Raw genomic sequence first — 25,912 nt, 5'->3', positions numbered from 1 at the left:
TAGCCCTGGGTTGCTTTCGAGGGCCTCATCGCTGGCAAGCCAGCTCCCACAGGTTCTGTGTGCGCCGCGATCCCTGTGGGAGCTGGCTTGCCAGCGATAGGGCCCGAGAGGGCAACCCAAAAAACCCCTGCAAAAACACGCACCACCGTCGTCAGTCGTCCAGGCCTGGGCCGCTGCACACACCCACGCCTATCCGGAGCACCGCACCATGACCCTTGCAGTCCAGTTCACCCAGGTTTCCCGCTTGTTCGGCGAGGTGAAAGCCGTCGACCGGGTATCCATCGATATCCAGGACGGCGAGTTCTTTTCCATGCTCGGCCCCTCGGGCTCGGGCAAGACCACCTGCCTGCGCCTGATCGCCGGCTTCGAACAACCCAGCGCCGGCTCGATCCGCATCCACGGCGCCGAAGCCGCCGGCCTGCCGCCCTACCAGCGCGACGTCAATACGGTGTTCCAGGACTACGCCCTGTTCCCCCATATGAGCGTGCTGGACAACGTCGCCTACGGCCTCAAGGTCAAGGGCGTGAGCAAACAGGAACGCCATGCCCGCGCCGAAGAGGCCCTGGCGATGGTCGCCCTCGGCGGCTACGGCAGCCGCAAGCCGGTACAACTGTCCGGCGGCCAGCGCCAGCGCGTCGCCCTGGCCCGTGCCCTGGTCAACCGCCCCCGGGTGCTGCTGCTCGACGAACCCCTCGGCGCCCTCGACCTGAAGCTGCGCGAACAGATGCAGACCGAACTGAAGAAGCTCCAGCGCCAGCTGGGCATCACTTTCATCTTCGTCACCCACGACCAGACCGAGGCGCTGTCCATGTCCGACCGCGTCGCCGTGTTCAACCGCGGGCGCATCGAGCAGGTGGACACTCCGCGCAACCTCTACATGAAGCCGGCCACCACCTTCGTCGCCGAGTTCGTCGGCACCTCCAACGTGATCCGCGACGACCTCGCCAGCCAGTTGAACGGCAGCACCCAGCCCTTCTCGATCCGCCCGGAACATATCCGCCTGGGCGACTCCGCCGTGAGTGGCCAGGTCCAGGTCAGCGGCGTGCTCCACGATATCCAGTACCAGGGCAGCGCCACCCGCTTCGAGCTGAAACTGGACAACGGCCAGTTGCTCAATGTCAGCCAGGCCAACACCCAGTGGCAGGCCGACGTCGCCCAGTTGCAACCAGGTCAGCGCCTGGCCGCGCACTGGGCCCGCGAGGCGATGACGCCGCTGCAGGAAACCGTTCTGGGCGAGGGCCGCTGAGATGAGCCTGGCCCTGACCCAAGCCTCGGGATCGCCCATGCGGCGCTTCTCCAACCTGCTCTACCGCAAGCCCAACCTGTACCTGGCGCTGCTGCTGATCCCGCCGCTGATCTGGTTCGGCGCGATCTACCTCGGCTCGCTGCTGGGCCTGCTGTGGCAAGGCTTCTACACCTTCGACGACTTCACCATGGCGGTGACGCCGGACCTGACCCTGGCCAACTTCGCCGCGCTGTTCAACCCGGCGAACTTCGACATCATCGTGCGCACCCTGACCATGGCCATCGCCGTGTCCATCGCCAGTGCCGCCCTGGCCTTCCCCATCGCCTACTACATGGCGCGCTACACCACGGGCAAGACCAAGGCGTTCTTCTATATCGCGGTGATGATGCCAATGTGGGCCAGCTACATCGTCAAGGCCTATGCCTGGACCCTGCTGCTGGCCAAGGGCGGCGTGGCCCAGTGGTTCGTGCAGTTGCTGCACCTGGAACCGGTGCTGCAATTCCTCCTCGGCATCCCCGGGGTCGGCGGCAGCACCCTGTCGACCTCGCACCTGGGGCGCTTCCTGGTCTTCGTGTACATCTGGCTGCCGTTCATGATCCTGCCGATCCAGGCCTCCCTCGAACGCCTGCCGCCGTCGCTGCTGCACGCCTCGGCGGACCTTGGCGCGACGCCACGGCAGACCTTCATGCAGGTGATCCTGCCGCTGTCGGTGCCGGGCATCGCGGCCGGTTCGATCTTCACCTTCTCCCTGACCCTCGGCGATTTCATCGTCCCGCAACTGGTAGGCCCGCCCGGCTACTTCATTGGCGGCATGGTCTACGCCCAACAGGGCGCGATCGGCAACATGCCGATGGCCGCGGCCTTCACCTTGGTGCCGATCGTGCTGATCGCCCTCTACCTGTCCATTGTCAAACGCCTGGGGGCCTTCGATGCACTCTGAAAAAGCTTCGCTGGGCCTGCGTATCGCAGCCTGGGGCGGGCTGGTGTTCCTGCACTTCCCGATCCTGATCATCTTCCTCTACGCCTTCAACACCGAAGACGCGGCGTTCAGCTTCCCGCCCCAGGGCTTTACCCTGAAGTGGTTCAGCGTGGCCTTCTCGCGGCCGGACGTGCTGGAGTCGATCAAGCTGTCGTTGCAGGTCGCCTGCCTGGCCACGCTGATCGCCCTGGTGCTCGGCACCCTGGCTTCGGCGGCGCTGTACCGGCGCAGTTTCTTCGGCAAGGAAGGCATCTCGCTGATGCTGATCCTGCCGATCGCCCTGCCCGGGATCATCACCGGTATCGCCCTGCTCTCGGCGTTCAAGGCCCTGGGCATCGAGCCGGGGATCTTCACCATCGTGGTCGGCCACGCGACCTTCTGCGTGGTGATCGTCTACAACAACGTGATCGCCCGCCTGCGCCGCACCTCGCAGAGCCTGATCGAGGCCTCCATGGACCTCGGCGCCGACGGCTGGCAGACCTTCCGCTACATCATCCTGCCGAACCTCGGCTCGGCGCTGCTGGCCGGCGGCATGCTGGCCTTCGCCCTGTCGTTCGACGAGATCATCGTCACCACCTTCACCGCCGGGCACGAACGCACCCTGCCGATCTGGCTGCTCAACCAGCTCAGCCGGCCGCGCGACGTACCGGTGACCAACGTGGTCGCCATGCTGGTGATGATGGTGACCATGCTGCCGATCCTTGGCGCCTACTACCTGACCCGCGGCGGCGAAAGCGTTGCCGGCAGCGGCAAATAACCCCGACATGCTGACGAGGACTGACTCATGCAAACCCAACTGCTGATCAACGGCCAACTGCTGGAAGGCGAAGGCCCGAGCCATGACGTACTCAACCCGTCGCTGGGGACCACCCTGGTGAGCATCAAGGAAGCCAGCGCGGCCCAGGTCGACGCCGCCGTGCGCGCTGCCGACAACGCCTTCGACGCCTGGTCGCAGACCGCGCCGAAGGACCGCTCCGGCCTGCTGCTGAAACTGGCCGATGCCATCGAAGCCCATGGTGAAGAGCTGGCCAGACTGGAATCGGACAACTGCGGCAAGCCCTACAGCGCCGCGCTGAACGACGAGATCCCGGCCATCGCCGACGTGTTCCGCTTCTTCGCCGGCGCCAGCCGCTGCCTCAACGGTTCCGCTGCGGGCGAATACCTGCCGGGCCATACCTCGATGATCCGCCGCGACCCGGTGGGCGTGATCGCCTCCATCGCGCCGTGGAACTACCCGCTGATGATGGTCGCCTGGAAGATCGCCCCGGCCCTTGCTGCCGGCAATACCGTGGTGCTCAAACCGTCCGAACAGACCCCGCTGACCGCCCTGCGCCTGGCCCAGCTGGCTAACGACATCTTCCCGGCCGGCGTGCTCAATATCGTCTTCGGCAAGGGCCCGAGCGTTGGCGCGCCACTGGTCACTCACCCCAAGGTGCGCATGGTCTCGCTGACCGGCTCCATCGCCACCGGCTCGAACATCATCTCCAGCACCGCCGACAGCGTGAAGCGCATGCACATGGAGTTGGGCGGCAAGGCCCCGGTAATCATCTTCGACGACGCCGATATCGATGCGGCGGTTGAAGGCATCCGTACCTTCGGCTTCTACAACGCCGGCCAGGATTGCACCGCCGCCTGCCGTATCTACGCGCAGAGCGGCATCTACGAGAAGTTCGTCGAGAAGCTCGGCGCCGCGGTGTCGACCATCAAGTACGGCCTGCAGAACGACCCGGAAACCGAGCTCGGCCCGCTGATCACCGCCCAGCACCGTGACCGCGTGGCTGGCTTCGTCGAGCGCGCCATTGCCCAGCCGCATATTCGCCTGGTGACCGGTGGCAAAGCGGTGCCGGGTGACGGCTTCTTCTTCGAACCGACCGTGCTCGCCGACGCCCAGCAGGACGACGAGATCGTCCGCCGCGAGGTGTTCGGGCCGGTGGTCTCGGTGACCCGCTTCGACGATGAAGCGCAGGTGCTGGAGTGGGCCAACGAGTCCGACTACGGCCTGGCCTCGTCGCTGTGGACTGCCGATGTCGGCCGTGCCCACCGCGTTTCGGCGCGCCTGCAATACGGCTGCACCTGGGTCAACACGCACTTCATGCTGGTCAGCGAAATGCCTCATGGCGGGCAGAAGCTCTCCGGCTATGGCAAGGACATGTCCATGTACGGCCTGGAAGACTACACCTGCATCCGCCATGTGATGTTCAAGCACTAAGGACCCTTCATGCAGATCACACGACGTGATTTCCTCAACGGCGTCGCCATCGGCATCGCGGCGGGGCTGACCCCGCTGCAGATCCTCCAGGCCGCACCGGACGGGCGTTACTACCCGCCGTCCCTGACCGGCCTGCGCGGCAGCCATCCGGGCGCCTTCGAAGTGGCGCACCAGATGGGCTGGGAGAAAAAGACCTTCGACACCGACGCCCTGCCGATCGCCGAGCACTACGACCTGGTGGTGGTCGGTGGCGGCATCAGTGGGCTGTCGGCGGCCTGGTTCTACCGGCAGAAACATCCGCAGGCGCGGATCCTGGTGATCGAGAACCATGACGACTTCGGCGGCCACGCCAAGCGCAACGAGTTCAGCGCCGACGGGCGGATGATCATCGGCTATGGCGGCAGCGAGGCGTTCCAGTCGCCGAACCATCTGTACAGCAAGAAAGTGAACGGGCTGCTCAAGGCGCTGGGGGTGGAGATCAAGCGCTTCGAAACGGCGTTCGAGCGCAACTTCTACCCGGACCTGAAGTTGTCCCGTGCGGTGTTCTTCGACAAGGAGACCTTTGGCGAGGACAAGCTGGTCACGGGCGACCCGACGCCGATGGTCGCCGACGATATCGCCCCGGACCGGCTCAACGCCCGTTCGATCCGCGACTTCATCAACGACTTCCCGTTGCCGGAAGCGGATCGCACGGCGCTGATCGACCTGCACGAAGCGCCTCGGGATTACCTCGCCGGCAAGAGCCTGGAAGAGAAGACGCAGCATCTGGAAACCACCAGCTACCGCGACTTCCTGCTCAAGGATGTCGGGCTGTCACCGGTCGCAGTGGCCTACTTCCAGGGCCGCACCAATGACTTCATGGCCTTGAGCATCGACGCGGTGGCAGCCTATGACGCCTACAACGTCGGCTTCCCCGGCTTTGCCGCGATGAACCTGGAGCCGATCAGCGAGGAAGCCCGGGCGGAGATGGAAGAGCCGTACATCTACCACTTCCCCGACGGCAACGCCTCGGTGGCGCGCCTGCTGGTGCGCGACCTGATTCCCCAGGTGGCGCCGGGCAAGGGCATGGAAGATATCGTCCTGGCGAAGTTCGACTACAGCCAGCTGGATCAGGCGGCGCACCCGGTGCGCATTCGCCTGAACAGCACGGCGGTGAGCGTGCGCAATGTGCAGGGCGGAGTGAATATCGGCTACAGCCGTGGCGGGCAACTGGCGCAGGTGCGCGCGAAGCACTGCGTGATGGCCTGCTACAACATGATGATCCCGTATTTGCTGCGTGATCTGCCGGAAGCGCAGGCCCATGCCCTGAGCCAGAACGTCAAGTTCCCGCTGGTGTACACCAAGGTGGTGGTGCGCAACTGGCAGGCGTTCCACAAACTCGGGGTGCATGAAATCTATGCGGCGACCCAACCGTACAGCCGAATCAAGCTGGACTATCCGGTGAGCATGGGCGGTTATGAACATCCGCGGGATCCGGCCAGGGCCATCGGCTTGCATATGGTCTATGTGCCGACCACGCCGAATGTCGGGATGAATGCCCGGGACCAGGCGCGGACCGGCCGGGCGAAGCTGTATGCGCAGAGTTTCGATCAGCTTGAAGCGCAGTTGCGCGAGCAGTTGCAGCGGATGCTCGGGCCGGGTGGGTTCGATCACCAGAAGGACATCCTGGCGATCACGGTCAATCGTTGGTCACACGGCTATGCGTGCTTCACCAACAGCCTGTATGACGATGCCGCGCAGACCGAGCAATGGATGGAAACGGCGCGCAAGCCGCTGGGCAATGTGAGCATCGCCAACTCGGATGCGGGGTGGAGTGCTTATGCGCATGCGGCGATTGATGAGGCCTGGCGGGCGGTGGGTGAGCTGGCCTGAATCCTGATGGTGTGGCTGACGGCCTCATCGCTGGCAACGCCAGCTCCCACAAGGTTCTGTGGTGCACGCAATACTTGTGGGAGCCGGCGTTGCCGGCGATGAGGCCGGTCGATTCAACAACAGTGCCCGGCAATGACTCGGTGTTGCCAGGTTTTGGGGCCGCTTTGCGGCCCTTCGCGGGCAAGCCACGCTCCTACAAACGAACGCATTCCAAGGTAGGAGCGTGGCTTGCCCGCGAAGGACCGCGCAGCGGTCCCAAAGATCTCAATCCCTCAAATCAGACTCATGAATCGGCTGCTCCCGACTCGTAGCCCGCTGATACTGCGCCGGCCATGTCGCCTTGTTGCCGCCCAGGTCATCATCGGCATGCAGCGGCCAGTACGGATCGCGCAGCAGCTCCCGGGCCAGGAAGATCAGGTCGGCCTGCCCGGTCCGCAGAATATGCTCGGCCTGCGCCGGCTCGGTGATCATGCCGACAGTGCCCGTGGCAATCCCCGACTCCTTGCGCACCTTCTCCGCGAAGCGTGTCTGGTAGCCAGGGCCGGTAGGAATCTCGGCATGCATCGAGGTCCCCCCGGACGACACATCGATCAAGTCAGCGCCCAACGTCTTCAAGCGCTTCGCCAGCTCCACCGTCTCATCCGGATTCCAGCCATCCTCCACCCAGTCCGTCGCCGATACCCGCACGAACAGCGGCAGCGACTCCGGCCATACCTCCCGCACCGCCTCGGTCACCTGCAAGGTCAAACGGATACGGTTTTCAAAGCAGCTGCCATAACTGTCACGCCGCTGATTGCTCAACGGCGAAAGGAATTGATGCAGCAGATACCCATGCGCCGCATGAATCTCCACCACCTTGAACCCCGCCTCCAGCGCCCGTTTGGCCGCTGCGACGAAGTCGTCGATGATGTCGCGGATCTGCTCCTCATTCAGCTCGCTGGGCGGGGTGTGCTGCGGGTCGAAGGCGATTTTCGACGGGCCGACCGGGGTCCAGCCACCCTCCTCCGGCTTGACGCTGCCATGCTTGCCGATCCACGGCCGATGGGTGCTGGCCTTGCGCCCGGCATGGGCCAGCTGGATACCCGGGACAGAGCCCTGGGCCACGATAAACCGGGTAATGCGTTGCAGCGGCGGGATCTGCGCGTCGTCCCACAGGCCCAGGTCCTGGGCGGTGATGCGACCGTCGGCGGTGACCGCCACGGCTTCGGTGATGACCAGCCCGGCACCGCCGACCGCACGGCTGCCGAGGTGCACCAGGTGCCAGTCGTTGGCCAGGCCGTCGACACTGGAGTACTGGCACATGGGGGATACGGCGATGCGGTTCGGCAGGGTCAACTGACGCAGGGTGTAAGGCTCAAGTAACAGGCTCATGAGGGCACCTCTCCAGGACTCCGAATGGTGGACCGAACCGAGCGCTCGTTCTTCCCTTTGGCTCAGTGCCGGTCCTACAAAGCCTAGACCAGTTTCCTACCCCCAGATTCAGCGCGGCTCCATATGCGCGATCATCAGTTGCACCGTTTCCTGCCCGCGGAACTCGTTGACGTCGAGCTTGTAGGCCAGCTCGACCCAGCGCACCGTGGGGTTCGGCCAGACTTCGCGGTCGATTCCGAAGGCGATGCCGTCCAGCTTCACCGCGCCGCATTCGCTCTTGAGCACCACCTTGAGGTGGCGTTCGCCGACCACCCGTTGCTCCACCAACTGGAACACCCCGTGGAACAGCGGCTCCGGGAAGTGCTGGCCCCACGGCCCGGCATTGCGCAGGGCGCGGGCCAGTTCGAGGTGGAACTCCTGCACTTCCAGGGTGCCATCAGACAGCAGACGACCGGTCAGGTCTTCTTCACGTAACTGGCGACGCACTTCTTCATCGAAGGCTTCGGCGAAGGCCGGGAAGTTCTCCGCCGGCAGCGACAGGCCGGCCGCCATGGCATGGCCGCCGAATTTGCTGATCAGTTGCGGATGCCGCGCCGCCACCGCATCCAGGGCATCGCGGATATGGAAACCCGGCACCGAGCGCGCCGAGCCCTTGAGCATGCCCTCGCCGGCATCGGCGAACGCGATGGTCGGCCGGTGATAGCGCTCTTTCAGGCGCGAGGCGAGGATACCGATCACGCCCTGGTGCCAATCGGCCTCGAACAGGCACAGGCCAAACGGCATCGATTCCACCGGCAGGTCCTTGAGCTGGGCCAGGGCTTCGCGCTGCATGCCCTGCTCGATGGACTTGCGGTCCTGGTTGAGTTCGTCCAGTTGCACCGCCATGTCCCGGGCCAGGGTCTCGTCGTCGCTGAGCAGGCATTCGATGCCCAGGCTCATGTCGTCGAGGCGACCGGCGGCGTTCAGGCGCGGGCCGAGGATGAAGCCGAGGTCGGTGGAGGTGATACGGCGGTGATCGCGACGGGCGACTTCGAGGATCGCCTTGAGCCCCGGACGGGCGCGGCCGGCGCGGATCCGCTCCAGGCCCTGATGCACGAGGATGCGGTTGTTGGCATCCAGCGGTACCACGTCGGCGACGCTGCCGAGGGCGACCAGGTCAAGCAGTTCACCCAGATTCGGCTGCGGTTTGCTGTCGTAATGCCCCAAACCACGCAAACGCGTGCGCAAGGCCATCAGCACATAGAAGATCACCCCGACCCCGGCCAGCGACTTGCTCGGGAATTCGCAGCCGGGCTGGTTGGGGTTGACGATGGCATCGGCCAGGGGCAGTTCATGGCCGGGCAGGTGGTGGTCGGTGACCAGCACCTTGAGCCCCGCCGCCTTCGCCGCCGCCACGCCATCGACGCTGGAGATGCCGTTGTCCACGGTGATCAGCAGGTCAGGCGAACGCTGCAGAGCCACGGCGACGATTTCCGGGGTCAGGCCGTAGCCGTACTCGAAGCGGTTCGGCACCAGGTAGTCGACATGCGCCGCGCCCATCAGGCGCAGGCCGAGCAGACCGACGCTGCTGGCGGTGGCGCCGTCGGCATCGAAGTCGCCGACGATGAGGATGCGCTGGCGCTTGGCCAGGGCGTCTACCAGCAGGTCCACTGCCGCGTCGATGCCCTTGAGCAGGGTGAACGGCAACAGGCGCGCCAGGCTCTTGTCCAGCTCCTCCGCGCTTTGCACGCCGCGAGCGGCGTAGAGGCGGGTCAGCAGGGGCGGCAGGTCGCCGAGAAATGGCAGGGTCGGCGGCAGTGAACGGGGCTCGATACGCATGGGCTCAGCTCAACCACGCTCGCCTTGCAGCCACTCCAGCTGCACTTCGTGCTGGCCACGGTCGTCGGTGACGAAGACGCTGCCGTCGCTGATCATCACGTCCCATTTGATCGCCCGTGGCATATCGGTGGCGAGGACTTCCAGCACTTCCTGGGGAACTGCTGCGATATTCAGGTTTTTCAGGCCCTTCACCGCCGGCAGCACCTTGCTTTGCCAGACCCGCAGGCTGCCGTAGGCCAGCAGGCTGGTGCGCTCGGTGCGACGCGAGCACCAGGTCAGGCGGTCGGCGTCCGGCTGGCCGACTTCGATCCAGTGCAGGATGCGGTCATCCAGGCTCTTTTCCCACAGCGCGGCTTCATCGACATCCGACAGACCACGGCCGAACGACAGTTGCTCGTTGTACCAGAGGGCGTAGGCCAGCAGGCGCACAGCCATGCGTTCTTCGGTTTCCGAAGGATGGCGGGCGATGGTCTGCTTGACGCTCTGGTAGACGTTGCGGTCGAGGTCGGTGAGGTTCAGTTCGAACTTGTACGTGGTGGACGGCTGGGCCATGGGGGCGGGCTTCTGGTAACGGGGAAAGTCGACCAGTCTAACCGATGCGGCGGCAATCGACGACGCGCTGCCACAATCCTGAGCTACAACAGTATCTGCGCCTGTCGCCCTGTGATAAAAACGAGCGCACTGCCCATTGCCACGGATGCCTTATGTCGTTGCCCAGCAAACCCCTCGCCGGTCTGAAAGTCGTCGAACTCGGCACCCTGATCGCCGGCCCCTTCGCCTCGCGCATCTGCGCCGAATTCGGTGCCCAGGTGGTCAAGGTCGAGTCGCCGGACGGCGGCGATCCGCTGCGCAAGTGGCGCAAGCTGTATGAGGGCACCTCGCTGTGGTGGTTCGTCCAGGCGCGCAACAAGCAGTCGCTGACCCTCAACCTCAAGCATCCCGAAGGCATGGCGATCCTCAAGCGCCTGCTGGCCGACGCCGACATCCTGATCGAGAACTTCCGCCCCGGCGTGCTGGAAAAGCTCGGCCTCGGTTGGGAGGTGCTCAAGGCGCTGAACCCGAAGCTGGTGATGGTCCGTCTGTCGGGTTTCGGCCAGACCGGACCGATGAAGGACCAGCCGGGCTTCGGCGCGGTGGGCGAATCCATGGGCGGGCTGCGCTATATCACCGGTTTCGACGACCGCCCGCCGGTACGCACGGGGATTTCCATCGGTGACTCCATCGCCGCCCTGTGGGGTGTGATCGGTGCGCTGATGGCCCTGCGGCACCGCGAAGTGAACGGCGGCGAGGGCCAGGTGGTGGATGTGGCGCTGTACGAAGCCATCTTCGCCATGATGGAGAGCATGGTCCCGGAGTTCGACGTGTTCGGCTTCATCCGCGAGCGCACCGGCAACATCATGCCCGGCATCACGCCCTCCTCCATTCATACCAGCGCCGACGGCAAGCATGTGCAGATCGGCGCCAACGGTGATGCCATCTTCAAGCGCTTCATGCTCGCTATCGGTCGCACCGACCTGGCCGAGGACCCGAGCCTGGCCAGCAACGATGGCCGCGATGCGCGGCGCGACGAGCTGTACGGGGTGATCGACCGCTGGGCCAACAGCGTACCGCTGGATCAACTCATGCTGACCCTCAATGACGCGCAAGTACCGGCCAGCCGCATCTATTCTGCCGAAGACATGTTCAGCGATCCGCAGTACCTGGCCCGGGAAATGTTCCTCCAGGCCAGGCTGCCGGATGGCAAGCCGTTCAAGATGCCGGGCATCGTGCCCAAGCTTTCCGAAACCCCCGGCTCTACCGAGTGGGTCGGGCCGAAGCTGGGCGAGCACACCGACGCCTTGCTCGCCGAACTGGGCTATGACCCGGCTGCCATCGGCGCATTGCGCGAACAGGGTGCCATCTGAAAAAGCTGCTCCGCGGCACCGGCCTGGGCCTGCTGCTCGGCGTATCGCTGAGTATTTCCGGAATGGCCGTGGCCAAGGAGCGACTGACCTGGCTGCTGCGGGATCTGCCGCCGCTGACCATCTTCGAAGGTTCGCGCAAGGGCCAGGGCGCGGTTGACCAGTTGCTCGCGCAACTGATCGAGCAACTGCCCGAGTACGACCACAGCATCCTGCGGGTCAACCGCGCCCGGGCCATGCAGATGCTGGCCGAACCCAGCTTCACCTGCGACCCGACCCTGCTCTGGACCCCGGAACGGGCGAAATTCATCCATTTCTCGGTGCCAAGCATGGGCACCCTGAGCAACGGCCTGATCGTGCGCAAGCAGGATGCGGCGATGGTCGAGCCGTTCCTGGTGGACGGCAAGGTCGATCTCAAGGCCTTGCTGGCGAGCCATACCTCGCGCCTGGGGATGGTCGCCGAGCGCAGCTACAGCACGCCGGTGGATATCCTGCTCAAGGCCACCCCGCCCGACACCCTGACCCCGCACTACGGCAATGACGCGGTGCGCAGCCTGTTGCAGATGCAGAACCTGGGGCGTTTGAAGTGGCTGCTGGGCTATTGGCCAGAAGTGCGCTACCTGGCCGGGGAGCTGGGCCAGCCGCTGGACGCCCTGACCTTCTACCCGATCCAGGGCATGGCGCCGTACCAGTTCATCCACGTCGGCTGCAGCGATACCGCGCAAGGACGCGAGGCGGTCAGCCATATCGATGAACTGCTGCTGAAGATGCGCGATGCCCACCTGCCGCAGTTGTACGCTGAATGGCTGGATGAGCAGACCCGCGAGACCTATCTGCTGGATGCCCAACGCTTCTTCGTCGAAGACCATCCTTGAGCTTCAAGCCTCAAGCTTCAAGCCGTAAGAAAAAAGCCAGCCCGCGCCGCGCTCGCTTTCTCTTACGGCTTGAGGCTTGAAGCTTGCAGCTCGAAAAAAAGAAACCCCGAACGGTGGGGAGCCCGATCGGGGTTAAACGAAGGCCCTTGGATGGCCTTTCGTGGAGGCGGTCAAAGCGCATCGGAGCAAAATGCCGTCTGGCCGCCTGTATCCTTTCTGAGTACCTTGACCCGCAAAGGTTCCCTCACAAGGTAGCCGATAAGTTGCGACCCTGCCGGGCATGTTGCCAGGCCGCGATCACACAGGGTTGCAGGCGCCCTTCGGCGATGCGCAGATCGCGTTGCACGCCGTCCACCAGGTCCACCAGCAGGCGCAGGTCCTGCAACTGGCTGGCCGGGGTGGTGCGTTGCAACACTTCAAAACCGTTCTCGTCACGCAGCGACAGCGTGAACGTGCCCGTCCCCAAGGGCTCCAGGGTGACCTGATAAGGTGCCAATGCTTCATTGAGCAACAAGCTGACAGATTCCATCTTGTTCATTTTCACCTCGTTAGAACCAAGTGGTCTTTGACTGACCCCGCCAATCTCGAAAAAGTTCGACACCACGGGGCTTTCACCAGGGGATTCACCCGAGCATGCCCGGGAAAGATGACAGATTGACTCTGCCCTCCCTTGCAGCAATATCAAAAAGCCACCAATGGTTCAAGCCACGCCTTGTTGGCCATTGGTCGAAGGCTCGCGGGCGTTGATCCACTTGAGCAGTTCGCCGCCGGACATCGGCCAGGCAATGAAGCCGCCCTGCACCCGGACATGACCCAGGCCCTGCACGGCCTGCCAGTCGGCCAGTGTATCGACGTCCTCGACCACTACGTCGAGCTCGCCGCGTCGCGCCAGGATCAACGCCGAGGCCACGATTGCCGCCTTCTTGCCGTCCTCGGTCATGCCACGGACGAATTCACCGGGGAGCTTCAGCTCGCTCAGGGGCAGGTCAAAGAGTTGCCGGAGATTGGCAGCGCCGCGGCCGAAGCCGTCCAGGCACAGGTGGCAGCCCAGTTTGCGCAGGTTGGCCAGGCGTTGCAGTTGGACGTTGTTCAGTTGAGCGCAGTGGCACTCGGCGAATTCGAGGGTCAGGGCGCTGGCGGGGAGCCGGTGCTGGATCAGCAGTTCACCGAGGCGATCGACGAAGCCTTCGTCGAGCAGGATCGCCGGAGGTACGTTCACCGCCACCGGCAGAGGGCGCTGGTCTTCCAGGCGAATCGCCTCGCTGACGGCCACGGCTTTTTCCAGCACGTGCCAGGTCAGCATTTCCAGCAGCGCGGCGCCTTGCTGCGGGATGAAGAACGCTCCCGGAGCCAGTAATCCCAGGGTCGGGTGTTGCCAGCGGACCGCGGCTTCGACGCCGATCAGGGTGCCATTGGCGTCGATCTTGGGCTGGTAGCTGACTTTCCACTGGTTGCGGGAATGGGCCAGTTGTTCGGGGGATAGACGGGCCAGTTCGAGGATTTGCGCAGTGGCCTTGGGTGCCGCAGCACTGTCCTGGTAATCGCTGAGCAGGCGATGCAGCAGCGCGCCGCTGGCAGGCTTCTGCACGCAGCCGAGCAGGCGCAGGCCGAGTTGCGGGGTGAGTTCGGCGATAGTCTCGAGCAATGCCGGCTCGGCATCGCTGAGCACGATCAGGCCCGACGCCAGGCGATGCTGGGCCAGGTGCCGGATCATCGCCAGGCCGTCCGGGCCGTCCATGTAGAGATCGCAGATCGCCACATCCACCGGTCCGCGGCGCTCCAGCATCTGCATGGCAACCGGCACCGACTCGGCGGTGAGTACGTCGAACACGCCGTTGGCATTGAGCATCTGGTGCAAGGCCATCAGTTGAAAGGGGTGGTCTTCGAGGATCAGGACCTTGAGCGAGTGCATGGGAGCAGGTCTCCGTGGTGGCACGAAGGGGCGACTCTAGGGAAGTTGTACGGGGGGGCCTATAGGACAAATCCGAAAGAAAGGTGAATGTTTCCGACGGGGGATCTGACGGTAGATCAGGAAATGGCTGCCTTGGCTTTTGAGGTCTGTGCCAGCAGGATTGTTGGTGAACTCAGCTCAAGGAGTCTTTCAATGTCGATCAATCCAATCCGTAACGATGACGAGTTGCGCGCGGCATTGGAACGGCTTGAAGCCATCTATCAGGCAGAGCGTGAAACGCCCGAAGCCATTGAGATGGAGGCGTTGGTGGCTGCAATCAGCGCGTATGAAAGCGAGCACTACCCACTGACCGATCACAAGATTACGTAGGAGCGTGGCTTGCCCGCGATGGAGCGCGTAGCGGTCCCAAATTGGCACTGGCAACACCAATTTTGGGAGCGCTTCGCACTCCTTCGCGGGCAAGCCACGCTCCTACAGGGAAATAGGCGTCAGGCATGAAAAAGCCCGTCACTGAGGACGGGCTTTCTTCACCACGAACCGCTTACAGCGGCTTGCCACGATTGCCATGCTGGCTGACGAACGCCTGAACCTGACTCAGGTCATTGGCCAACACCGTGCACTTCTCTTCCCGCGAGAACAGGTCGGTCAGGTGCGCCGGCAGTTCCAGGGCCTTGCCGACACCAGCCTTTTCCACCGCATCCGGGAACTTGACCGGGTGCGCAGTACCCAGTACGACCATCGGGGTGTCCAGGCTGCGACGGCATTCGCGGGCGGCCTTGACGCCAATGGCGGTGTGCGGGTCGAGTACTTCGCCAGTCTGGGCGAAGACTTCAGCGATGGTTTCGCAGGTTTGCGCGTCATCCACGGCCAGCGAGTCGAACAGCTTGCGCGCTTCGGTCCAGCGGTCCTGCTCGACGCTGAAGCCGCCACCTTGCTTGAAGCTGGCCATCAGCTCGGCGATCGCCGCGCCATTGCGACCGTGCAGGTCGAACAGCAGGCGCTCGAAGTTCGACGACACCATGATGTCCATCGACGGCGACAGGGTCGCGTGCAGGGTTTCCTTGACGTACTGGTTGCCGCTCATGAAGCGGTGCAGGATGTCGTTGCGGTTGGTGGCGACGATCAGCTGGCTGATCGGCAGGCCCATGTTGCGCGCCAGGTAGCCGGCGAAGATGTCGCCGAAGTTGCCGGTAGGCACCGAGAACGCCACGGAACGGGCCGGGCCACCGAGCTGCAGGGCGGCGTGGAAGTAGTAGACGATCTGGGCCATGATCCGCGCCCAGTTGATCGAGTTGACCGCAACCAGGCGGGTGCCCTTGAGGAAGCCCTGGTCGGCGAAGCTGGCCTTGACCATCTCCTGGCAGTCGTCGAAGTTGCCTTCGATGGCGATGTTGTGGATGTTCTCGCCCATGATGGTGGTCATCTGGCGACGCTGCACTTCCGACACACGCTGGTGCGGGTGCAGGATGAAGATGTCGACGTTGTCGCAACGACGGCAGCCTTCGATCGCGGCGGAACCGGTGTCACCGCTGGTGGCGCCGATAATCACCACGCGCTCGCCGCGCTTGGCCAGGACGTGGTCCAGCAGGCGGCCGAGCAGTTGCAGGGCGAAGTCCTTGAACGCCAGGGTCGGGCCGTGGAACAGCTCGAGTACCCACTCGTTGCTGTTCAACTGGCGCAGCGGCGCGACCGCTGCGTGGGCGAACTCGCCGTAGGTTTCTTCGAGGATTTTCTTGAAATCGGCATCGGCGATGCTGCCGGTGACGAACGGACGCATCACCCGGAACGCCAGCTCGTGGTACGGCAGGCCGGCCCAGGAAGCGATCTCTTCCTGGGTGAAGCGCGGCAGGTTTTCCGGAACGTAGAGGCCACCGTCACTGGCGAGACCGGCCAGCAGGACGTCTTCGAAATTCAGGGCAGGAGCCTGGCCACGGGTACTGATATAGCGCATTTGGGCAAACCTTCTTGGGAGCTGCAAGCTTTAAGCTGAAAGCTGCAAGAGGGGCAGTGGCGCCTGCTCTTGCAGCTTATGGCTTGTCGCTTGAAGCTGGAATTAATTGAGCTGTTCGACGCGGATCCGCACAACCTTGCCGACCACATCCTGCAGGGCTTCCAGGGCGACGATGGCGTCGTTCATGCGCTGTTCCTGCACCTCGTGGGTGAGCAGGATCATCGGTACCAGACCGTCCTGTTCCTCGACGTCCTTCTGCATGATCGATTCGATGTTGATGCCACGCTCGGAGAGGATGCTCGCCACCTGGGCCAGTACGCCCGGGTGATCCTTGGCCTGGATGCGCAGGTAGTACGCGGTTTCGCAGGCTTCGATCGGCAGGATCGGGTGGGCGGACAGCGCGTCCGGCTGGAAGGCCAGGTGCGGTACACGGTTTTCCGGGTCGGAGGTCATGGCGCGAACCACGTCCACCAGATCGGCGACCACGGAAGAAGCGGTCGGCTCCATGCCGGCGCCGGCGCCGTAGAACAGGGTCGAACCGGCAGCGTCACCGTTGACCATCACGGCGTTCATCACACCGTTGACGTTGGCGATCAGGCGGTCGGCCGGGATCAGGGTCGGGTGCACCCGCAGCTCGATGCCGGCCGCCGTGCTGCGCGCCACACCAAGGTGCTTGATGCGGTAGCCCAGGGCTTCGGCGTAGTTCACGTCAGCGGTGGTCAGCTGGGTGATGCCTTCGGTGTAGGCCTTGTCGAACTGCAGCGGGATGCCGAAGGCGATGGACGCGAGGATGGTCAGCTTGTGCGCGGCATCGATGCCTTCGACGTCGAAGGTCGGGTCGGCTTCGGCGTAACCCAGGGCCTGGGCTTCGGCCAGCACGTCAGGGAAGGTACGGCCCTTCTCGCGCATCTCGGTGAGGATGAAGTTGCCGGTGCCGTTGATGATGCCGGCGACCCAGTTGATGCGGTTGGCCGACAGGCCTTCGCGGATCGCCTTGATCACCGGGATGCCGCCGGCCACCGCCGCTTCGAAGGCGACGATGACGCCCTTCTCGCGGGCGCGGGCGAAGATCTCGTTGCCGTGCACGGCAATCAGCGCCTTGTTCGCGGTGACCACGTGCTTGCCGTTGTCGATGGCCTTGAGGACCAGGTCGCGGGCCACGGTGTAGCCGCCAATCAGTTCAATGACAATATCGATATCGGGGTTGCTCGCCACCTCGAACACGTCAGCGGTAATGGGGGTACCGGTAATCTGGCAGTTCGGGTTGGGCGTACGCATGGCAATCTGTGCCACTTCGATTCCACGCCCGGCGCGGCGGGCGATTTCCTCGGCGTTACGCTTAAGTACATTGAAGGTTCCGCCACCGACGGTCCCCAACCCACAGATGCCTACTTTGACCGGTTTCACTGTGAACTCCCCATTGAACGGCCAGCCCCTCGGCCAGCCGTGAAAAAAGCCGTCTCCCCATGAAGACGGCTCACTGATTGATTAGCTTACTTGGCGCCGGCCAGGGCCAGTGCGGCCACTTGCTTGGCCGGCTGGTAGCCCGGGATCACCTGGCCGTCCTCGAGGACGATGGCCGGGGTGCCGTTGACACCGATCGACTGGCCCATGGCGAACTGCTTGCTCACCGGGTTCTCGCACTTGGCGGCCTTGATTTCCTTGCCACCGATCATGTTGTCCAGGGCCGAGTTGCGGTCCTTGGAGCACCAGACCGCCTGCAACTGCTCATCACCCGGCGAGCCGAGGCCCTGGCGCGGGAAGGCGACGTAGCGCACTTCGACACCCAGCTTGTTCAGCTCGGCGACTTCTTCATGCAGCTTGTGGCAGTACGGGCAGGTGGTGTCGGTGAACACGGTGATATGCGACTTGGCCTGGCCCTTGGCCGGGTAGACCACCATCTCCGAGGTCGGGATGCTGTTGATGGTCTTGGCGATGCCTTGGCGCTCGGCCTTCTCGGTGAGGTTGACCGGCTTGCCGTTCTCCAGTTGGTACATGTTGCCCTGCAGCACGAATTGGCCGTCGGCACTGGCATACAGGACACGACCGCCCTGCAGCTTGACTTCGTAGAGGCTGGAGAGCGGGCTCTTTCCGATACTCTCGACCGGGATTTCGGAGTCCAGTGTTTTCAATGTATCGCGGATTGCCTTTTCGGCATCGTCAGCCACGGCAAACGGAGTGACCAGGGCCAGGGCGGCGGCCGCAAGGGTCTGGATCAAACGCATGGGGGGTAACTCCTTACATAGGACCGGAATAGGGACGCCCGTGCTGAAAACGCGGGGATTTCGCCGGCCCAGGACGTGAACATTGAAAGACTAACACATTCATTGCCCAGTACACGGGCCGTCTAGAAGCCAAATAACGGCTAACCGCGCGGATGATGACGAGCGTGCAGTTCCTGCAGGCGGGCCTTGGCCACATGGGTGTAGATCTGGGTGGTGGAGAGGTCGCTGTGACCCAGAAGCATCTGCACCACCCGCAGGTCGGCGCCATGGTTGAGCAGGTGGGTGGCGAAGGCGTGGCGCAGGGTGTGCGGCGACAGCGCCTTGCCGATACCGGCGACTTGCGCGTGGTGCTTGATGCGGTGCCAGAAGGTCTGCCGGGTCATCTGCTCGCCGCGCAGGCTGGGAAACAGCACATCGCTGGGGCGGCCGTTGAGCAGGTCGGCGCGGCCATCACGCAGATAGCGCTCGATCCACAGCACCGCCTCCTCGCCCATCGGCACCAGGCGCTCCTTGCTGCCCTTGCCCATCACCCTCAGCACGCCCTGGCGCAGGTTGATCTGGTCGAGGGTCAGGCTGACCAGCTCGGTCACCCGCAGGCCGCAGGCGTAGAGCACTTCGAGCATGGCGCGGTCACGCTGGCCAATGGCTTCGCTGAGGTCCGGGGCATGCAGCAGGGCCTCGACATCGGCTTCGGACAGGGACTTGGGCAGCGGGCGACCGAGTTGCGGCATCTCCACCTGCAGGGTCGGGTCGACGCCGATCAGTTTCTCTCGCAGCAGATAGCGATAGAACCCTCGCGCGCCGGACAGAAAGCGCGCGGTGGAGCGCGGTTTGTAGGCTTGATCCATACGCCAGCCAAGGTGATCGAGGATCAGCTCGCGACCGGCGTTCGGCAGGTCGACGCCCTTCTCCTGCAACCAGCCGTTGAACAGGGCCAGGTCGCTGCGATAGGAGGCACGGGTATTGTCGGAAAGGCCCTTTTCCAGCCATAGGGCATCGAGAAACTGGTCGATCAGGGGATGGTCGATGGCGGGCATGACAACTCGGAAAACACAGGATGAAAACGCCGAAAGACCGCTAGTCTTCCATAACCATGCCGGGAGAGGGAAATCCGAATGAACGAGCAACAGATCCTGCTGGCGTTTGGCGGTATCGGGCTGGCGGCGCTGGGCTGCCAGTGGCTGGCCTGGCGCTTGAAACTGCCGGCGATCCTCTTTCTCCTGCTCAGCGGCATCCTTGTCGGCCCGGTGCTGGACTGGCTGGATCCGCAGGCGATGTTCGGCCCGTTGCTGATGCCGCTGGTCTCCCTGGCGGTGGCACTGATCCTGTTCGAGGGCAGCCTGACCCTGCACCTCTCGCAATGGCGCGAAATCGGCAGCGTGGTGCGGCGCATGGTCACCCTCGGGGCGCTGGCCACCTGGATCCTCATCGCCCTGGCAACCCACTGGCTGCTGGGCTTCGACTGGCCCCTGGCGGTACTGTTCGGCACCCTCACCCTGGTCACCGGCCCGACCGTGATCGTCCCCATGCTGCGGGTGGTCCGCCCCAAGGCAACCATCGCCAACATCCTGCGCTGGGAAGGCATCGTCATCGATCCGATCGGCGCCCTGCTGGCCGTGGTGGTGTACAGCTTCATCATCGCCAGCGCTGCCGATGACGGCCTGAGCCAGAGCCTGAAGACCTTCGCCGGCGTGCTGGCCTGCGGTTGCGCCTTCGGTGCGGCGGGTGGCTGGCTGCTCGGCCAGGTGATGCGCGAGCAGTGGCTGCCGGAATACCTGCACAACCTGGCTTCGCTGGCGGCGGTGCTGGGCATCTTCGTGGCCGCCAACCAGGTCATGGCCGAGTCCGGGCTGCTGGCGGTCACGGTCATGGGCATGTGGCTGGCCAATATGAAAGGCGTGGATGTGCGGCAGATCCTGCATTTCAAGGAAAACCTCAGCGTGCTGCTGATTTCCGGCCTGTTCATCCTGCTGGCGGCGCGCCTCGACCTGAATGCCCTGCTCGGTCTTGGTCCGGCGGTGCTGGCGCTGCTGCTGGTGATCCAGTTGATCGCCCGGCCGCTGAACGTCGCCCTGTCGACCTGGGGCTCGGCGCTGACCTGGCGAGAGCGGGCCTTGCTGGCCTGGGTCGCACCACGAGGCATCGTCGCCGCCGCGGTATCGGCGATCTTCGCCATCCGCCTGGATGAAGCCGGACATGAAGGCGCCCTGCTGCTGGTGCCGCTGACTTTCGCCGTGATCATCGGCACCGTGGTCCTGCAAAGCGCGACGGCGCGGCCGTTGGCGCGCTTGCTGAAAGTCGCGGACCCGGCCCCCAGCGGCTTTCTCATCGTCGGCGCCAACCCGCCGGCGCGGGCCATCGGCAAGGCGCTGCAGGCGATGGGCAGCCGGGTACTGCTGACCGATTCCAGTTGGGAGAACATCTGCGCGGCACGCATGGACGGGCTGCCGACCTACTTCGGTAACCCGGCGTCGCAGCACGCCGAAGTGCACCTGGACCTGGTCGGCCTCGGGCACCTGCTCGGGCTGTCCCCCGCCGGCGAACTGAATGCGCTGGCGTGCATGCGCTTTCGCCATGACTTCGGCCCACAGCGCCTGTTTGCCCTGGCCAGCGGCCTGGAGGTCAGGCGCAGCGACAAACACCGCGCCAGTCAAGAACACCGGGGTGAAGCCCTGGGCAGCCAGGCGCTGACCTATGTGCAACTGGCCAACCAGCTGCATCAGGGCGCCGAGCTCTACAGCACGCACCTGACCGAAGCCTTCGGCTGGGAGGCCTATCGGGAACTGCATGGCGAGCGGGCGACCTTGTTGTTCGCCCGGGATGCCCATGGCTGGGTGCATGTGTTCGGGCCGGACAGCCCGCTCACACCGGGCGCGGGCTGGACCCTGCTGGCGTTGATCCAGCGCGAGGCCTGAACGGACTCAGAAGCCCGGCAATACCGGCACCGGACGCTTGTCCTCGTCGATGGCGACGAAGCTGAACAGGCCGTGGATGGCCTTTTCGCGGCTGTCGCAGCTCATGCTCTCGACGAACACTTCGACTTCCACTTTCAGGCTGGTATTGCCGACTTTCACCACACGGCCGACCAGCTCGACGATGGAGCCGGCGGCGATCGGGTGCTTGAAGTCGATGCGGTCGGTGGACACGGTCACCAGCGGCAGGCGGCAGAAGCGCGTGGCGGCGATGAACGAGACTTCGTCCATCCAGGCCAGGGCGGTACCGCCGAACAGGGTGTTGTGGTGGTTGGTGGTGGACGGGAAGACGGCCTTGGTCACGCGGGTCACCGACAGGTCGGTGCGGCGCTGGATTTCCTGGTCTCGGGTGGTCATGGGGTCACTTGAACTTGTAAGGCAGTTGCAAGCTTCAAGCTGCAAGCCATAAGGAAAAGCGACTGCGGTGTCATCTGCTTTTTCTTATGGCTTGCAGCTTGAAACTTGAAGCTCGAAAAGCAAAAAGGGCAGCCCGAGGGCTGCCCTTTCTTTCGCAAAGGTCGGACTGGACTCAGGCCAGTTTTTCCTTGATGCGAGCTGCTTTACCGGACAGGTCACGCAGGTAGTACAGCTTGGCTTTACGCACGTCACCACGACGTTTCACGGCCAGGCTGTCGATTTGCGGGCTGTAGGTCTGGAAAGTACGCTCAACGCCAACACCGTTGGAGATTTTGCGAACGGTGAATGCGCTGTTCAGACCGCGGTTGCGCTTGGCGATTACAACGCCTTCGAACGCCTGCAGACGGGAACGATCGCCTTCCTTCACTTTCACCTGAACGACTACGGTGTCGCCCGGGGCAAAGGTAGGGATCTCTTTGCTCATCTGTTCAGCTTCGATCTGCTGAATGATTTTGTTGGTCATCTTGTGCTCCTAAGGCAAATCACGGATTTACCATCGATACGTTAACTATCGTCCCGCTCGCGGATGTATTCCTCGAGCAGCTTCTTCTCTTCTCCAGAAAGTGAGCGACTTTCCAGAAGATCGGCACGTCGTTCCCAGGTCCGACCAAGGGACTGCTGCAAACGCCAGCGCCGGATGTGTGCATGGTTGCCACTTAGCAACACGTCGGGTACACGCTGATCCGCATACACCTCGGGTCGGGTGTAGTGCGGGCAATCCAGCAGACCATCGGTGAAGGAGTCTTCCTCCGCCGAGTCCACATGCCCCAAAGCTCCGGGCAGCAGCCGTGTAACCGCATCGATCAGGACCATCGCCGGCAGCTCGCCGCCAGACAGTACATAGTCGCCAATCGACCACTCTTCATCGACATGAGCCTCGATAAAACGCTCGTCGACGCCTTCATAACGACCGGCTATCAGAATCAACGATTCATGCTTCGCCAGGTCCTTGACCGCCGACTGTGTCAGCTTGCGGCCTTGTGGCGAGAGGTAGATCACCTTCGCCGTTCCTCCGGTTGCCTGCCTGGCCTCGACCAGGGCGTCTTCCAGAGGCTTGATCTTCATCACCATGCCCGGACCACCGCCAAAAGGCCGATCATCCACCGTGTGGTGACGATCCGTGGTGTACTCCCGCGGGTTCCAGCAGGTCAGTTGCAACAACCCCTGTTTCACCGCGCGGCTGGTAATGCCGTACTCACTGATGGCCGAGAACATCTCGGGGAACAACGTAATGACTTCTACGCGCAGGCTGGCCATTGCTTAGAAATCCGCGTCCCATTCGACCCTCATCTCACTCGCTGCCAGGTCGATTGCCAACACGCACTGCCGGGTATAAGGCAGTAGCCGTTCACGATCATCCAGGCTGCCAGCACAGGGCTTGACCACCATTACATCGTTCGCGCCGGTCTCCAACAGGTGATCAACCTTGCCGAACAGTTGTCCGTCCTGGTTGATGACACTCAGGCCCACGAGCTGGTACCAGTAGTACTCGTCGTTGGCCAGGTTGGGCAAAAGGCTTCTCGAGATGCAGATCTCGAAACCGCTCAGAAGACGTGCTTCGTCGCGATCGTCCAGCCCCTTGAGCTTGGCGACCAGATCCTTTTGACCGGATCGGCCCTTGACCAGCTCGACCTGCTTGACCACACCCTCGCGCCGAAGCGTCCAGTGGCGGTACTGCAACAGGTTGTCGATCGGATCGGTAAAGGAAAACACCTTCACCTCGCCGCGAACGCCGTGTACCGAAAAAATCTTGCCGACGACGATCAGGTCGTCCGCACTTTCTGGCGTCGCGTTCATATTGCTCAGGCAGCGGCCTTGGCAGCTTCCTTCAGCAGCTGAGCAACGCGCTCAGACGGCTGGGCACCTTGAGACAGCCAGTAGGTGGCACGCTCTTGGTTTACGGACAGTTTGACTTCTGCGCCCGAAGCAATCGGGTTGAAGAAGCCGATACGCTCAACGAAACGACCATCGCGCGCGTTGCGGCTGTTGGTCACGGTGAGGTGGTAGAATGGGCGCTTTTTGGAGCCGCCACGGGCAAGACGGATGGTTACCATGTGAACATCGTTCCTGTAGTCGGTGCTGCAAATCTATAGGCCAAACGGGTACGGGTACCCGAAAGGCCGCATATTCTCAAGGAATACACGGGCTTTTGCAAATGCCTTTTTTCTGGCAAGCGCCTGTCTGTCATACAGATCTGCAATGAAGCCACTCTTCATAGAGAGGGCCATGTCCCCGCCGCGAGGCGGGTTCCGGGTGCGGCCCCGATAATCAGGGCCGCACCGCGAATCGGGTTTACAGCTTGGGCATGCCGCCGCCGGGCATCATGCCGCCCAGGCCGCGCATCATCTTGGCCATGCCGCCCTTGGCAGAAAACTTCTTCATCATCTTCTGCATCTGCTTGTGCTGCTTGATCAGGCGGCCGATGTCCTGCACCTGGGTGCCGGAGCCGATGGCGATCCGGCGCTTGCGCGAACCGCTGATCAGGTCAGGGTCGCGGCGCTCGGCCGGGGTCATCGAGTTGATGATCGCTTCCATCTGCTTGAACTGCTTCTCGGCCGCGCCCTGGGCGTTGCCCATCTGCGACAGGTTGACCCCGCCGATGCTCGGCAGCTTGTCCATCAGGCCGCCGAGGCCGCCCATGTTCTTCATCTGTTGCAACTGGTCGCGGAAGTCCTCGAGGTCGAAGCCCTTGCCCTTCTTGAGCTTCTTGGCCAGCTTGTCGGCCTTGGCCTTGTCGATGTTCTGCTCGGCCTGCTCGATCAGGCTGAGCACGTCGCCCATGCCGAGGATGCGCGAAGCGATACGGTCCGGGTGGAACGGCTCCAGGGCTTCGGTCTTCTCGCCCATGCCGATGAACTTGATCGGCTTGCCGGTGATGGCGCGCACCGACAGGGCGGCACCGCCACGGGCATCACCGTCGACCTTGGTCAGCACCACGCCGGTCAGCGGCAGGGCATCGCCGAAGGCCTTGGCGGTGTTGGCGGCGTCCTGGCCGGTCATGGCGTCGACCACGAACAGCGTCTCGACCGGCTTGACCGCGGCGTGCAGGTCCTTGATCTCGGTCATCATGTCGGCGTCGATGTGCAGACGGCCGGCGGTGTCGACGATGACCACGTCGATGAATTTCAGCCTGGCTTCACGGATCGCCGCTTCGGCGATGGCCACCGGCTTCTGGCTGATATCAGACGGGAAGAAGGTCACGCCGATGTCGTTGGCCAGGGTTTCCAACTGCTTGATCGCCGCCGGGCGGTAGACGTCGGCGGAGACGACCATGACGGTCTTCTTCTTGCGTTCCTTCAGGAAGCGCGCCAGCTTGCCGGCGGTGGTGGTCTTGCCCGCCCCCTGCAGACCGGCCATCAGCACCACGGCAGGCGGTGCGGCATTCAAGCTCAGGTCTTCGTTGGCGGCGCCCATCAGCTCTTCGAGTTCGGCCTGGACGATCTTCACGAAGGCCTGGCCCGGGGTCAGGCTGCGGGAAACCTCGGTACCGACCGCACGTTCCTTGACCTTGTTGACGAAGTCCTTGACCACCGGCAGGGCGACGTCGGCTTCGAGCAACGCCATGCGCACTTCGCGCAGGGTGTCTTTGATGTTGTCTTCATTCAGCTTGGCCTTGCCGGTGACATGGCGCAGCGTCTGTGACAGACGATCGGTCAGGTTTTCAAACATGGGGATCCTTTCAGGCTCTGTGGAACCGGGGTTTAGCCAGCCGTGGGCACGGGCAGGGGCGCGATTATAGCGAAGACTGGCGCCAGCGCACACCACGGCGTCGGCGCCCGGCTTTGGCTTTGGCTTTGGCTTTGGCTTTGGCTTTGGCTTTGGCTTTGGCTTTGGATCTTGATCTTGATCTTGATCTTGATCTTGATCTTGATCTTGATTGTCCCGGCCTTCAGGAGGCTGAGTGGAGCGCTGATGTAGGGGGTGGAGGCCCATGGATGGGCCGGAAAGCGCCATAGGGCAGGAGCCCGTATGGCGCGGCCCCCGGAATCAGTGCGGAAGGAAGGAACCCGGAGCGAAGCGGAGGGCCGGATGCTGGACGGTGTACGGATCACCCACATGGGTTACAAAAAAGTGCACTCACATAGGTAACACTTGAAGTGTCACATAGCCATCAATGGCATCTCTTTCATCGATCCTCCCAAGGATGATTGGGCCGAAGATAAC

The 25,912-nt window shown here is 63.5% G+C and carries 24 protein-coding genes; 9 read left to right on the top strand and 15 right to left on the bottom strand.

Going from position 1 to position 25,912, the window contains the following annotated elements:
• Nucleotides 1-208 precede the first annotated feature (208 nt).
• From PSEMO_RS19200 to PSEMO_RS19180, 5 genes are read left to right on the top strand one after another with little or no spacing between them, the layout of a single operon-like run.
• Entirely contained in the window at nucleotides 209-1,246 is a 1,038-nt protein-coding gene (locus PSEMO_RS19200) for an ABC transporter ATP-binding protein (RefSeq protein ID WP_075804552.1), read from the top strand.
• A 1-nt stretch (nucleotide 1,247) separates the two neighbouring features.
• Nucleotides 1,248-2,186, top strand: coding sequence for an ABC transporter permease (locus PSEMO_RS19195; protein WP_075804551.1), 939 nt, complete (start codon nucleotides 1,248-1,250; stop codon nucleotides 2,184-2,186).
• On the top strand, nucleotides 2,176-2,982 hold the full coding sequence (locus PSEMO_RS19190) for an ABC transporter permease (RefSeq protein WP_075804550.1): 807 nt from the start codon (nucleotides 2,176-2,178) through the stop codon (nucleotides 2,980-2,982). The genes PSEMO_RS19195 and PSEMO_RS19190 overlap by 11 nt, the downstream gene beginning before the upstream one ends.
• A gap of 27 nt (nucleotides 2,983-3,009) precedes the next feature.
• Nucleotides 3,010-4,434, top strand: a complete 1,425-nt coding sequence (locus PSEMO_RS19185; RefSeq protein WP_075804549.1) for a gamma-aminobutyraldehyde dehydrogenase — start codon at nucleotides 3,010-3,012, stop codon at nucleotides 4,432-4,434.
• A 9-nt stretch (nucleotides 4,435-4,443) separates the two neighbouring features.
• Nucleotides 4,444-6,306 (top strand): FAD-dependent oxidoreductase, encoded by a 1,863-nt coding sequence (locus PSEMO_RS19180; protein ID WP_075804548.1) that lies wholly within the window; start codon nucleotides 4,444-4,446, stop codon nucleotides 6,304-6,306.
• A 264-nt stretch (nucleotides 6,307-6,570) separates the two neighbouring features.
• Here PSEMO_RS19180 and PSEMO_RS19175 read toward each other — a convergent pair whose 3' ends face one another.
• The 3 genes from PSEMO_RS19175 to PSEMO_RS19165 all read right to left on the bottom strand — a co-directional run bounded on the left by PSEMO_RS19175 (nucleotide 6,571) and on the right by PSEMO_RS19165 (nucleotide 10,047).
• Complete coding sequence (locus PSEMO_RS19175) at nucleotides 6,571-7,677, bottom strand: NADH:flavin oxidoreductase/NADH oxidase (protein WP_075804547.1); 1,107 nt, start codon at nucleotides 7,675-7,677, stop codon at nucleotides 6,571-6,573.
• 108 nt (nucleotides 7,678-7,785) lie between these two features.
• Nucleotides 7,786-9,495, bottom strand: a complete 1,710-nt coding sequence (recJ, locus tag PSEMO_RS19170; RefSeq protein ID WP_075804546.1) for a single-stranded-DNA-specific exonuclease RecJ — start codon at nucleotides 9,493-9,495, stop codon at nucleotides 7,786-7,788.
• A gap of 9 nt (nucleotides 9,496-9,504) precedes the next feature.
• A complete protein-coding gene (locus PSEMO_RS19165) occupies nucleotides 9,505-10,047 on the bottom strand; it encodes a YaeQ family protein (RefSeq protein ID WP_075804545.1) in 543 nt (180 codons plus the stop codon).
• Nucleotides 10,048-10,199: 152 nt separating this feature from the next.
• Here PSEMO_RS19165 and PSEMO_RS19160 point away from each other — a divergent pair, with 152 nt between their 5' ends.
• Entirely contained in the window at nucleotides 10,200-11,399 is a 1,200-nt protein-coding gene (locus PSEMO_RS19160; RefSeq protein ID WP_075804544.1) for a CaiB/BaiF CoA transferase family protein, read from the top strand.
• Between the two features lie 29 nt (nucleotides 11,400-11,428).
• Nucleotides 11,429-12,271 carry a TIGR02285 family protein gene (locus tag PSEMO_RS19155; protein WP_081430291.1) on the top strand — a complete coding sequence of 281 codons (843 nt, stop codon included), beginning with the start codon at nucleotides 11,429-11,431 and terminating at the stop codon, nucleotides 12,269-12,271.
• 244 nt (nucleotides 12,272-12,515) lie between these two features.
• Here the strand turns inward: PSEMO_RS19155 and PSEMO_RS19150 are convergent, their stop codons facing one another.
• Nucleotides 12,516-12,809, bottom strand: coding sequence for a DUF3509 domain-containing protein (locus PSEMO_RS19150; RefSeq protein ID WP_372239127.1), 294 nt, complete (start codon nucleotides 12,807-12,809; stop codon nucleotides 12,516-12,518).
• Nucleotides 12,810-12,971: 162 nt separating this feature from the next.
• Nucleotides 12,972-14,183 (bottom strand): EAL domain-containing response regulator, encoded by a 1,212-nt coding sequence (locus tag PSEMO_RS19145; protein WP_075804542.1) that lies wholly within the window; start codon nucleotides 14,181-14,183, stop codon nucleotides 12,972-12,974.
• Nucleotides 14,184-14,375: 192 nt separating this feature from the next.
• Between PSEMO_RS19145 and PSEMO_RS33555 the strand changes: the two genes are divergently transcribed.
• A complete protein-coding gene (locus PSEMO_RS33555) occupies nucleotides 14,376-14,552 on the top strand; it encodes a hypothetical protein (RefSeq protein ID WP_178392024.1) in 177 nt (58 codons plus the stop codon).
• A 172-nt stretch (nucleotides 14,553-14,724) separates the two neighbouring features.
• Here PSEMO_RS33555 and thrC read toward each other — a convergent pair whose 3' ends face one another.
• The 4 genes from thrC to xerD all read right to left on the bottom strand — a co-directional run bounded on the left by thrC (nucleotide 14,725) and on the right by xerD (nucleotide 19,396).
• On the bottom strand, nucleotides 14,725-16,134 hold the full coding sequence (gene thrC, locus PSEMO_RS19135) for a threonine synthase (protein ID WP_075804540.1): 1,410 nt from the start codon (nucleotides 16,132-16,134) through the stop codon (nucleotides 14,725-14,727).
• Nucleotides 16,135-16,236: 102 nt separating this feature from the next.
• Nucleotides 16,237-17,541 (bottom strand): homoserine dehydrogenase, encoded by a 1,305-nt coding sequence (locus PSEMO_RS19130; protein WP_075804539.1) that lies wholly within the window; start codon nucleotides 17,539-17,541, stop codon nucleotides 16,237-16,239.
• An 86-nt stretch (nucleotides 17,542-17,627) separates the two neighbouring features.
• Nucleotides 17,628-18,359, bottom strand: coding sequence for a bifunctional protein-disulfide isomerase/oxidoreductase DsbC (dsbC, locus tag PSEMO_RS19125; protein ID WP_075804538.1), 732 nt, complete (start codon nucleotides 18,357-18,359; stop codon nucleotides 17,628-17,630).
• Between the two features lie 140 nt (nucleotides 18,360-18,499).
• Complete coding sequence (xerD, locus tag PSEMO_RS19120; RefSeq protein ID WP_075804537.1) at nucleotides 18,500-19,396, bottom strand: site-specific tyrosine recombinase XerD; 897 nt, start codon at nucleotides 19,394-19,396, stop codon at nucleotides 18,500-18,502.
• A 78-nt stretch (nucleotides 19,397-19,474) separates the two neighbouring features.
• On the opposite strand from xerD, the gene PSEMO_RS19115 reads away from it, so the two are divergent.
• Complete coding sequence (locus tag PSEMO_RS19115; RefSeq protein ID WP_075804536.1) at nucleotides 19,475-21,274, top strand: cation:proton antiporter; 1,800 nt, start codon at nucleotides 19,475-19,477, stop codon at nucleotides 21,272-21,274.
• A 6-nt stretch (nucleotides 21,275-21,280) separates the two neighbouring features.
• Here PSEMO_RS19115 and PSEMO_RS19110 read toward each other — a convergent pair whose 3' ends face one another.
• From PSEMO_RS19110 to ffh, 6 genes are all read right to left on the bottom strand, one after another.
• A complete protein-coding gene (locus PSEMO_RS19110; RefSeq protein ID WP_075804535.1) occupies nucleotides 21,281-21,688 on the bottom strand; it encodes an acyl-CoA thioesterase in 408 nt (135 codons plus the stop codon).
• A 172-nt stretch (nucleotides 21,689-21,860) separates the two neighbouring features.
• Nucleotides 21,861-22,211 (bottom strand): 50S ribosomal protein L19, encoded by a 351-nt coding sequence (gene rplS / locus PSEMO_RS19105; protein WP_042122082.1) that lies wholly within the window; start codon nucleotides 22,209-22,211, stop codon nucleotides 21,861-21,863.
• A gap of 41 nt (nucleotides 22,212-22,252) precedes the next feature.
• Nucleotides 22,253-23,005, bottom strand: a complete 753-nt coding sequence (gene trmD, locus PSEMO_RS19100; RefSeq protein WP_075804534.1) for a tRNA (guanosine(37)-N1)-methyltransferase TrmD — start codon at nucleotides 23,003-23,005, stop codon at nucleotides 22,253-22,255.
• A 3-nt stretch (nucleotides 23,006-23,008) separates the two neighbouring features.
• Nucleotides 23,009-23,545 (bottom strand): ribosome maturation factor RimM, encoded by a 537-nt coding sequence (rimM, locus tag PSEMO_RS19095; RefSeq protein WP_075804533.1) that lies wholly within the window; start codon nucleotides 23,543-23,545, stop codon nucleotides 23,009-23,011.
• A 5-nt stretch (nucleotides 23,546-23,550) separates the two neighbouring features.
• On the bottom strand, nucleotides 23,551-23,802 hold the full coding sequence (rpsP, locus tag PSEMO_RS19090; protein WP_009403592.1) for a 30S ribosomal protein S16: 252 nt from the start codon (nucleotides 23,800-23,802) through the stop codon (nucleotides 23,551-23,553).
• A 238-nt stretch (nucleotides 23,803-24,040) separates the two neighbouring features.
• Nucleotides 24,041-25,417 carry a signal recognition particle protein gene (gene ffh / locus PSEMO_RS19085; protein ID WP_075804532.1) on the bottom strand — a complete coding sequence of 459 codons (1,377 nt, stop codon included), beginning with the start codon at nucleotides 25,415-25,417 and terminating at the stop codon, nucleotides 24,041-24,043.
• Nucleotides 25,418-25,912 lie beyond the last annotated feature (495 nt).

The organism is Pseudomonas putida, assembly GCF_001941965.1.
Taxonomy (GTDB): Bacteria; Pseudomonadota; Gammaproteobacteria; order Pseudomonadales; family Pseudomonadaceae; genus Aquipseudomonas; species Aquipseudomonas putida_L.
Note: the sequence above shows the minus strand (reverse complement) of the source record. Positions and strands in the feature narration are given on the sequence as shown.

Excerpts from the sequence above, each read along its gene's own strand:
- PSEMO_RS19200 (WP_075804552.1), top strand. The coding sequence starts at position 209 with ATGACCCTTGCAGTCCAGTTCACCCAGGTTTCCCGCTTGTTCGGCGAG.
- PSEMO_RS19195 (WP_075804551.1), top strand. The coding sequence starts at position 1,248 with ATGAGCCTGGCCCTGACCCAAGCCTCGGGATCGCCCATGCGGCGCTTC.
- PSEMO_RS19190 (WP_075804550.1), top strand. The coding sequence starts at position 2,176 with ATGCACTCTGAAAAAGCTTCGCTGGGCCTGCGTATCGCAGCCTGGGGC.
- PSEMO_RS19185 (WP_075804549.1), top strand. The coding sequence starts at position 3,010 with ATGCAAACCCAACTGCTGATCAACGGCCAACTGCTGGAAGGCGAAGGC.
- PSEMO_RS19180 (WP_075804548.1), top strand. The coding sequence starts at position 4,444 with ATGCAGATCACACGACGTGATTTCCTCAACGGCGTCGCCATCGGCATC.
- PSEMO_RS19175 (WP_075804547.1), bottom strand. The coding sequence starts at position 7,677 with ATGAGCCTGTTACTTGAGCCTTACACCCTGCGTCAGTTGACCCTGCCG.
- recJ (WP_075804546.1), bottom strand. The coding sequence starts at position 9,495 with ATGCGTATCGAGCCCCGTTCACTGCCGCCGACCCTGCCATTTCTCGGC.
- PSEMO_RS19165 (WP_075804545.1), bottom strand. The coding sequence starts at position 10,047 with ATGGCCCAGCCGTCCACCACGTACAAGTTCGAACTGAACCTCACCGAC.
- PSEMO_RS19160 (WP_075804544.1), top strand. The coding sequence starts at position 10,200 with ATGTCGTTGCCCAGCAAACCCCTCGCCGGTCTGAAAGTCGTCGAACTC.
- PSEMO_RS19150 (WP_372239127.1), bottom strand. The coding sequence starts at position 12,809 with ATGAACAAGATGGAATCTGTCAGCTTGTTGCTCAATGAAGCATTGGCA.
- PSEMO_RS19145 (WP_075804542.1), bottom strand. The coding sequence starts at position 14,183 with ATGCACTCGCTCAAGGTCCTGATCCTCGAAGACCACCCCTTTCAACTG.
- PSEMO_RS33555 (WP_178392024.1), top strand. The coding sequence starts at position 14,376 with ATGTCGATCAATCCAATCCGTAACGATGACGAGTTGCGCGCGGCATTG.
- thrC (WP_075804540.1), bottom strand. The coding sequence starts at position 16,134 with ATGCGCTATATCAGTACCCGTGGCCAGGCTCCTGCCCTGAATTTCGAA.
- dsbC (WP_075804538.1), bottom strand. The coding sequence starts at position 18,359 with ATGCGTTTGATCCAGACCCTTGCGGCCGCCGCCCTGGCCCTGGTCACT.
- xerD (WP_075804537.1), bottom strand. The coding sequence starts at position 19,396 with ATGCCCGCCATCGACCATCCCCTGATCGACCAGTTTCTCGATGCCCTA.
- PSEMO_RS19115 (WP_075804536.1), top strand. The coding sequence starts at position 19,475 with ATGAACGAGCAACAGATCCTGCTGGCGTTTGGCGGTATCGGGCTGGCG.
- PSEMO_RS19110 (WP_075804535.1), bottom strand. The coding sequence starts at position 21,688 with ATGACCACCCGAGACCAGGAAATCCAGCGCCGCACCGACCTGTCGGTG.
- rplS (WP_042122082.1), bottom strand. The coding sequence starts at position 22,211 with ATGACCAACAAAATCATTCAGCAGATCGAAGCTGAACAGATGAGCAAA.
- trmD (WP_075804534.1), bottom strand. The coding sequence starts at position 23,005 with ATGGCCAGCCTGCGCGTAGAAGTCATTACGTTGTTCCCCGAGATGTTC.
- rimM (WP_075804533.1), bottom strand. The coding sequence starts at position 23,545 with ATGAACGCGACGCCAGAAAGTGCGGACGACCTGATCGTCGTCGGCAAG.
- rpsP (WP_009403592.1), bottom strand. The coding sequence starts at position 23,802 with ATGGTAACCATCCGTCTTGCCCGTGGCGGCTCCAAAAAGCGCCCATTC.
- ffh (WP_075804532.1), bottom strand. The coding sequence starts at position 25,417 with ATGTTTGAAAACCTGACCGATCGTCTGTCACAGACGCTGCGCCATGTC.